The sequence below is a fragment of the Streptomyces sp. NPDC005648 genome, from assembly GCF_040605395.1.
In the GTDB taxonomy this organism is placed as follows: Bacteria; Actinomycetota; Actinomycetes; order Streptomycetales; family Streptomycetaceae; genus Streptomyces.
The window spans coordinates 21,309-27,308 of the sequence record NZ_JBEXCS010000117.1; the positions used below are offsets into that span (position 1 = coordinate 21,309).

The window sequence follows — 6,000 nt, forward strand, 5'->3', positions numbered from 1 at the left end:
ATGGACCTCACCCTTCACCTCGCCCAGGACCCCGAGGCCGACGAGCTCCTCGGGCGCTCCCCGCTCGCCGCGCTGACCGGGATGCTGCTGGACCAGCAGGTTCCGATGGAGTGGGCGTTCAAGGGACCGCGCACCATCGCGGACCGGCTCGGCGCCGACGACCTGGACGCGCACGAGATCGCCGCGCAGGACCCGGAGGCCTTCGCCGCGCTGCTCTCCGAGAAGCCGGCCGTGCACCGCTACCCGGGCTCCATGGCCAAGCGCATCCAGCAGCTGTGCCAGTACCTGGTCGAGCACTACGACGGCAACGCCGAACTGGTCTGGAAGGGCGTCGCCGACGGCCGTGAGCTGCTGCGACGCCTGGAGGAGCTGCCCGGCTTCGGCAAGCAGAAGGCCCAGATCTTCCTGGCGCTGCTGGGCAAGCAGCTCGGGGTACGGCCCGAGGGGTGGCGGGAGGCCGCGGGGGCCTACGGCGAGGCGAAGTCCTTCCGCTCCGTCGCCGACATCACCGGGCCGGAGTCCCTGGCCAAGGTCCGCGCGCACAAGCAGGAGATGAAGGCGGCGGCCAAGGCGGCGAAGGCCGTCAAGAAGTAGCGGGGTGTCAGCCGGGCGGCTCCCAGGGGTGGCGCCCGGCGCCGGACGGGTCCAAGCATGGAACATGACCGCCCCCGAACCACCGCTCGAAGGCCCCCTGCACGCGCTCTCGAAGGCCGCCTGGCAGGTCGTCCTGCTCACCGGCGTCGGCTCCCTGATCCTCGGCGTCCTGGTCCTCGTCTGGCCGGGCGCCTCCCTGCTCGCGGCCGGCGTCCTGTTCGGCCTCTACCTCCTGTTCAGCGGCGTCTTCCAGCTGGTCGCCGCCTTCGGCACGCACACAACGACCTCGCTGCGCGTGCTCGCCTTCATCAGCGGCGCCCTGTCCATCCTGCTGGGCCTGTTCTGTCTGCGCGGCCCGATGCGCTCGATCCTGCTGCTCGCCCTGTGGATCGGCATCGGCTGGCTCATCCGGGGCATCACCCAGACCCTGGCCGCCGCCCACGACAAGGAGATGCCGGCCCGCGGCTGGCAGATCTTCCTCGGCATCCTCACCTTCATCGCCGGGATCGTCCTGATCGACTCCCCCTTCGAGTCCGTCGCCGTCCTCACCCTGGTCGGCGGCATCTGGCTGGTCGCGGTCGGTGTCGTGGAGATCCTCACGGCCCTGCGTATCCGGGGCCGGGCCCGGCAGGTGCCGCGCGAGCTGTAGTCCATACGGGCGCATCCGGTGCCCGGCATGCTGAACAGCGGGCGTGTCGTGGGGAGATCACCTCCCGTGAGCACCGCACGACACCTCCGTCCCGGCCGTTCCTGGCTCCGGGTGCTCGTCCTGCTGCTCGCGCTCCTGGCGCCCGGGGAGGCCTACGCGGTCCCGTCGACCCCGGTCGAGTGCGTGACGCCGTACGACGGTGTCGAGGCGGCCCTGCCGCCCCTGCTCCGCACGGTCCACCGTCGGGTCGTGGCCCCGCGGCCGCCGCTGCGACCGTCGCCGCTGCCGGCCCCGGCTCCCGACCGGGCCGAGCCCCTCTTCGACGCCGTACTCCCGCGCACTCCGCACACCCTGCGCACCGTGGTCCTGCGCTGCTGACCGGCCCCGCTTCCGGAAAAGGTCCGTCACAACGCGAGGAACACCGTCATGCCCATCGACCCGTACGCGGTCCTGCGCGCCCTCCTGCGCGCGGAAGCGGCGCGCAACGCGCCCAAACCGGAACCGAAGCAACCACACCCGAAGCGCCCCCCGGAGAAGCAGAACCAATGAACCAACGGCCCGGCGGGGGGTGAGCGGCCCGGTGGGGGCTATGACCACTGCTTCCGCCGGGCCGACCCGAAGAGCGACCGCTTCCGCCGGGCCGTCGGCGAGGAACCACTGCCTCAGCCGGACCGTCGGCGAAGGACCACCGCTCCCGCCGCGCCCTCGGCAAGGGGCCGCCCGCACCCGGCCGCCCCGAGGTCCAGCGCGGGACCGGTGACGGCGTAGCCGGAGGCCTCCAGGGCCTCGTGCGGGAGGGCGGGGGCGCTGCCGGGAGCCTCGGGAGCGGTGGCCGGCGGCACGGTCTCGCTGTCACTCATATCGGACCCCCGTTCCGGTTCGCCCCCTTTTGCTCCATCTTTTCCGGCGTCGCACTCCGTCTCCATGGCTGCGCCCGGAAGGTCTTGACCGGTAGGCTTTCCGTGTGATCTTCAAGCGCATCGGAAACGGCCGGCCGTACCCCGACCACGGCCGGGAAAGCACCCGGCAGTGGGCGGACGTCGCGCCGCGCCCGGTCCGCCTCGATCAGCTGGTGACGACCAAGGGGCAGCTGGACCTGGAGACCCTCCTCGCCGAGGACTCGACGTTCTACGGCGATCTGTTCGCCCATGTCGTCAAGTGGCAGGGCGACCTGTACCTGGAGGACGGCCTCCACCGCGCGGTCCGGGCGGCCCTGCAGCAGCGTCAGGTACTGCACGCGCGCGTGCTGGAACTGGACTGACCCACGCCTGTTCGGAGGCCGACCGGTAAGGGCTTGACCCTTTCGGGTTCACCTGCGCGGCGTCGAATGATCATCTAGTAGGCATCGCCGCTCAGGCGCACTACGCTGCGCTCATGAGCATGCTGACTCCCCCAGGCATGGGCGGCAAGTACCGGATCACGGGGGACAAATACCCGCGCATGCGACAGCGCCGTCGGCGCGGCAGGTTCGTGGTCGTCGTGGTCGCCTCCGTCGCCGCGCTGAGCCTGGTCGGCTGGGGCACGTTGCAGCTCATCGACGTCTTCACGGGCGGCGGCAAGCAGGCCTCGGCGGCGGGTCCGAAGGCCGACTGCGCCACCAAGGCCAGTCCCTCGGCCTCGGCCGACTCTGCCGCCTCGGTGCCCAGGCCCGCGCAGATCACCGTCAACGTCTACAACGCCACGCCCCGCAGCGGGCTGGCCAAGGACACCGCGGACGAGCTCCAGAAACGCGGCTTCAAGATCGGTGACGTGGGCAACGCCAGCAAGGAATTCGACAAGAAGATCAAGGGCACGGGGATACTGCTGGGCCCCTCGTCGTCCCTGAACAGCTCGCTGCCGGTCCTCGCCACCCAGCTCACGTCGGCCGAGCGCCGTACGGACGCGGCCCGCAAGGGGGCCGCGGTGGACCTGATCATCGGCGACGCCTTCAAGAACCTCACGGCGAAGCCGGACGCCGACAAGGCGCTGGCGGCACTGGCCGACCCCCAGCCCACGCCCACCGCTTCGAAGAAGAGCTGCTGAAGCGACCCGGAGGGGCCGCCAGCCGTCACCGGACCCGCACCCTCTGGGGCGCCACCGCGGAAAACCGGTCGGCGGCGCCGCGGAGGACTACTCGGCCGCGCCGTAGAGGCGGTCTCCCGCGTCTCCGAGGCCCGGCACGATGTAGCCGTGCTCGTTGAGGCGCTCGTCGACCGCCGCGGTCACCACGGTCACCGGCGTGCCCGCCAGCTCGCGCTCCATGAGTTCGACGCCCTCGGGGGCCGCCAGCAGGACCACGGCGGTCACGTCGTCCGCGCCCCGCTTAATCAGTTCCTGGATCGCCGCCACCAGCGTGCCGCCGGTCGCCAGCATCGGGTCCAGGACGTACACCTGGCGGCCGGAGAGGTCCTCCGGCATACGGGAGGCGTAGGTCGAGGCCTGGAGCGTCTCCTCGTTGCGGATCATGCCCAGGAAGCCCACCTCGGCCGTCGGCAGGAGGCGGACCATGCCGTCCAGCATGCCGAGGCCGGCCCGGAGGATCGGGACGACCAGCGGGCGGGGGTAGGAGAGCTTGACGCCGGTGGTCGGGGAGACCGGGGTCTGGATGTCGACGGCCTCGGTGCGCACGTCGCGCGTGGCCTCGTAGGCGAGCAGGGTGACCAGCTCGTCGGCGAGACGACGGAAGGTCGCGGAGTCGGTGCGCTGGTCGCGCAGCGTGGTGAGCTTGTGGGCGACCAGAGGGTGGTCGACGACGTGGAGACGCATGTCCTAACAGTAACCGTGCCCAGGTGAGGCTCGCGCTGGCATCAAACCGCCCATCAGGGGGAAAGTGGGAGGGACACAGCGGGGTGGTGAGCGTATGGCCGAGCCCGAGTCCCGAGAGGACGCGTCACAACCGGAGACCGACGCCGAACGCAGGCGCCGCAGGGCCCAGTTCCTGCGTGACCTCGCCGAGGCCCGTGAGCTGCGGGACCGGGTACAGCCCAGGCGCGCCAAGGTCGCCCGCATGCGCCACGCGATGCGCATGCGCACATTCCGCTGGTAGACGTAAGCCTCCTCACAGCGGTCGTAGCGCCAACCGGGTGCATGCGCCTCATGATTGCCGCGTACGATCCCGCTGGTGGTCGATCAAAACGAGCGGACACAGGGAGCCGAAGACGTCCCCTGAACGCCTTGTTTCTGCCACGATTCCGAGTGGGCGGGGCTCGGAGCACAGCTCTCGCCGCCCAAACCTCCGCCGGGGGGACCCCCAACCGGCACGCCTATGACCAGTGGGAGAGTCACGGTGTACTTCGCCGCACTGCTCGCGCGCACCGAAGACGGGTGGGAAGCGAGCGACACAGAGCTCGACGATGTGGAAACCCTGTCGGATCTGGCCGATCTCGCCCGCGAGGCCTCGGCCGAGGACGACACGGTGCTCGTCCTGATCGAGCAGGAAGAGACGTGGTTCGGCGTCGTCCGGATCGACGGCGAGGACGACCCTCGTATCTACGTCTCGGACGCCGCCGCCGCTGCCCGCAGCAGCTACGGCGAGATCCTGCTCACCGACGAACTGCTCGGAAGGGAGCCCGGCGAGGACGACGCCGACCTGGACTCCCTCGACCTCGACGGCACCGAGGACGGCGAGGACGAGGACGACGGCGACGGGGAGGAGAGCGGGTCCGCCGAGGCGGTGCCGCACAGCCCCGTCGGCGACGCCGAGATCCTCGACGACCTCGGTGTCAGCGCCAAGGAGCTGCGCTCCCTGGACGAGGACGCCCTGAGCGCGATCGCCGAGGCCCTGGGCGCCTCGGAGGTCCTGGAGACCGTCCGCTGACCTCGGCGACGGCACACGGCACACCCGACCCGGTACGCGACCGCTGGCGGGCCGCGATGCGGCTCGCCCTCGACGAGGCACGGCGGGCCGGCCCGGACGTCCCGGTCGGAGCCGTCGTACTGGCCCCGGACGGTACGACGGTGATCGGTGCCGGGCACAACGAGCGTGAGGCCACCGGCGATCCGACGGCGCACGCCGAGGTCCTCGCGATCCGGCGGGCCGCCGCCGACCTCGGCGAGTGGCGGCTCACGGGCTGCACGCTGCTCGTCACCCTGGAGCCCTGCACGATGTGCGCGGGCGCGATAGTCCAGTCCCGGCTGGAGCGGGTCGTCTACGGAGCCCGCGACGAGAAGGCCGGCGCGGCCGGCTCGCTCTGGGACGTCGTACGCGACCGGCGGCTCAACCACCGCCCCGAAGTCGTCGGGGGCGTACTCGCCGAGGAGGCCGCCCTGCTGCTCAGGGAGTTCTTCCGCACGCGGTGAATACCGATTTCTGAGCACGGCCCACGGTGCTGTAAGGTCTCTCTCGGTAGCGTGTCCGAGCGGCCGAAGGAGCTCGCCTCGAAAGCGAGTGTGGCGCAAGTCACCGAGGGTTCAAATCCCTCCGCTACCGCTTGAGAAGGGCCCCGTCGAAAGGCGGGGCCCTTCGTGCGATCATGTGCGGTCGTTGGGCAACAGTCACTGGGGAGGCCGCGATGGCGGTGAACGCGAAGAAGATCGCCGTCTACGTACTCGTGGTCTTCGTGATGTACGTGATCATCAAGGACCCGGCCAAGGCCGCCGACTACGTGCAGATAGGGTTCGAGGGCATTTCGGACGCCGCCAAGGCCATCGGCGACTTCTTCACCTGGATCGCCGACGGCGCCCACTAGATGATCGATTCCAAGGGGTCAGTGATCGTAGGCGGTCAGTGAGCGGTAGATCGGCTCTCCGGTCTGGTCGTTGTGCCAGATGGCGGCGGT

Annotated in this window: 12 protein-coding genes and 1 tRNA gene; 11 read left to right on the plus strand and 2 right to left on the minus strand. The window is 70.6% G+C overall.

The window, feature by feature from the left end; genetic code table 11:
- From ABZT17_RS40190 to ABZT17_RS40205, 4 genes are all read left to right on the plus strand, one after another.
- Nucleotides 1–594, plus strand: coding sequence for an HhH-GPD-type base excision DNA repair protein (locus tag ABZT17_RS40190; protein WP_356356873.1), 594 nt, complete (start codon nucleotides 1–3; stop codon nucleotides 592–594).
- A 64-nt stretch (nucleotides 595–658) separates the two neighbouring features.
- Complete coding sequence (locus tag ABZT17_RS40195) at nucleotides 659–1,243, plus strand: HdeD family acid-resistance protein (RefSeq protein WP_356356874.1); 585 nt, start codon at nucleotides 659–661, stop codon at nucleotides 1,241–1,243.
- Nucleotides 1,244–1,309: 66 nt separating this feature from the next.
- Entirely contained in the window at nucleotides 1,310–1,621 is a 312-nt protein-coding gene (locus ABZT17_RS40200) for a hypothetical protein (RefSeq protein ID WP_356356876.1), read from the plus strand.
- A gap of 48 nt (nucleotides 1,622–1,669) precedes the next feature.
- Nucleotides 1,670–1,792, plus strand: coding sequence for a hypothetical protein (locus ABZT17_RS40205; RefSeq protein WP_356356878.1), 123 nt, complete (start codon nucleotides 1,670–1,672; stop codon nucleotides 1,790–1,792).
- 113 nt (nucleotides 1,793–1,905) lie between these two features.
- Here ABZT17_RS40205 and ABZT17_RS40210 read toward each other — a convergent pair whose 3' ends face one another.
- Nucleotides 1,906–2,103: a hypothetical protein gene (locus tag ABZT17_RS40210; RefSeq protein WP_356356898.1), complete on the minus strand. Its 198-nt coding sequence runs from the start codon at nucleotides 2,101–2,103 to the stop codon at nucleotides 1,906–1,908.
- 104 nt (nucleotides 2,104–2,207) lie between these two features.
- Between ABZT17_RS40210 and ABZT17_RS40215 the strand changes: the two genes are divergently transcribed.
- Both ABZT17_RS40215 and ABZT17_RS40220 read left to right on the plus strand, forming a co-directional pair.
- Nucleotides 2,208–2,504 (plus strand): type II toxin-antitoxin system VapB family antitoxin, encoded by a 297-nt coding sequence (locus tag ABZT17_RS40215; RefSeq protein WP_003999914.1) that lies wholly within the window; start codon nucleotides 2,208–2,210, stop codon nucleotides 2,502–2,504.
- Nucleotides 2,505–2,617: 113 nt separating this feature from the next.
- A complete protein-coding gene (locus tag ABZT17_RS40220; RefSeq protein WP_356356880.1) occupies nucleotides 2,618–3,265 on the plus strand; it encodes a LytR C-terminal domain-containing protein in 648 nt (215 codons plus the stop codon).
- Nucleotides 3,266–3,352: 87 nt separating this feature from the next.
- Here the strand turns inward: ABZT17_RS40220 and upp are convergent, their stop codons facing one another.
- Complete coding sequence (gene upp, locus ABZT17_RS40225) at nucleotides 3,353–3,988, minus strand: uracil phosphoribosyltransferase (protein WP_356356881.1); 636 nt, start codon at nucleotides 3,986–3,988, stop codon at nucleotides 3,353–3,355.
- A 94-nt stretch (nucleotides 3,989–4,082) separates the two neighbouring features.
- Between upp and ABZT17_RS40230 the strand changes: the two genes are divergently transcribed.
- From ABZT17_RS40230 to ABZT17_RS40250, 5 genes are all read left to right on the plus strand, one after another.
- Nucleotides 4,083–4,268 carry a hypothetical protein gene (locus ABZT17_RS40230; RefSeq protein WP_356356883.1) on the plus strand — a complete coding sequence of 62 codons (186 nt, stop codon included), beginning with the start codon at nucleotides 4,083–4,085 and terminating at the stop codon, nucleotides 4,266–4,268.
- Between the two features lie 240 nt (nucleotides 4,269–4,508).
- The gene (locus tag ABZT17_RS40235) at nucleotides 4,509–5,039 is read left to right on the plus strand and encodes a hypothetical protein (RefSeq protein ID WP_356356897.1); all 531 of its coding nucleotides are present in this window, start codon (nucleotides 4,509–4,511) and stop codon (nucleotides 5,037–5,039) included.
- Between the two features lie 56 nt (nucleotides 5,040–5,095).
- Nucleotides 5,096–5,521 (plus strand): tRNA adenosine(34) deaminase TadA, encoded by a 426-nt coding sequence (gene tadA, locus ABZT17_RS40240; RefSeq protein ID WP_356356885.1) that lies wholly within the window; start codon nucleotides 5,096–5,098, stop codon nucleotides 5,519–5,521.
- A 45-nt stretch (nucleotides 5,522–5,566) separates the two neighbouring features.
- Nucleotides 5,567–5,651: transfer RNA gene (locus ABZT17_RS40245), tRNA-Ser, on the plus strand.
- Between the two features lie 82 nt (nucleotides 5,652–5,733).
- Complete coding sequence (locus ABZT17_RS40250) at nucleotides 5,734–5,910, plus strand: hypothetical protein (RefSeq protein WP_356356887.1); 177 nt, start codon at nucleotides 5,734–5,736, stop codon at nucleotides 5,908–5,910.
- The last annotated feature ends 90 nt before the right edge of the window (nucleotides 5,911–6,000 follow it).

Bases quoted from the DNA above. Each gene is read 5' to 3' on its own strand.
- ABZT17_RS40220 (WP_356356880.1), top strand. From the start codon at position 2,618: ATGAGCATGCTGACTCCCCCAGGCATGGGCGGCAAGTACCGGATCACG.
- ABZT17_RS40230 (WP_356356883.1), top strand. From the start codon at position 4,083: ATGGCCGAGCCCGAGTCCCGAGAGGACGCGTCACAACCGGAGACCGAC.
- tadA (WP_356356885.1), top strand. From the start codon at position 5,096: ATGCGGCTCGCCCTCGACGAGGCACGGCGGGCCGGCCCGGACGTCCCG.
- ABZT17_RS40250 (WP_356356887.1), top strand. From the start codon at position 5,734: ATGGCGGTGAACGCGAAGAAGATCGCCGTCTACGTACTCGTGGTCTTC.
- ABZT17_RS40205 (WP_356356878.1), top strand. From the start codon at position 1,670: ATGCCCATCGACCCGTACGCGGTCCTGCGCGCCCTCCTGCGCGCGGAA.
- ABZT17_RS40195 (WP_356356874.1), top strand. From the start codon at position 659: ATGACCGCCCCCGAACCACCGCTCGAAGGCCCCCTGCACGCGCTCTCG.
- ABZT17_RS40210 (WP_356356898.1), bottom strand. From the start codon at position 2,103: ATGAGTGACAGCGAGACCGTGCCGCCGGCCACCGCTCCCGAGGCTCCC.
- upp (WP_356356881.1), bottom strand. From the start codon at position 3,988: ATGCGTCTCCACGTCGTCGACCACCCTCTGGTCGCCCACAAGCTCACC.
- ABZT17_RS40190 (WP_356356873.1), top strand. From the start codon at position 1: ATGGACCTCACCCTTCACCTCGCCCAGGACCCCGAGGCCGACGAGCTC.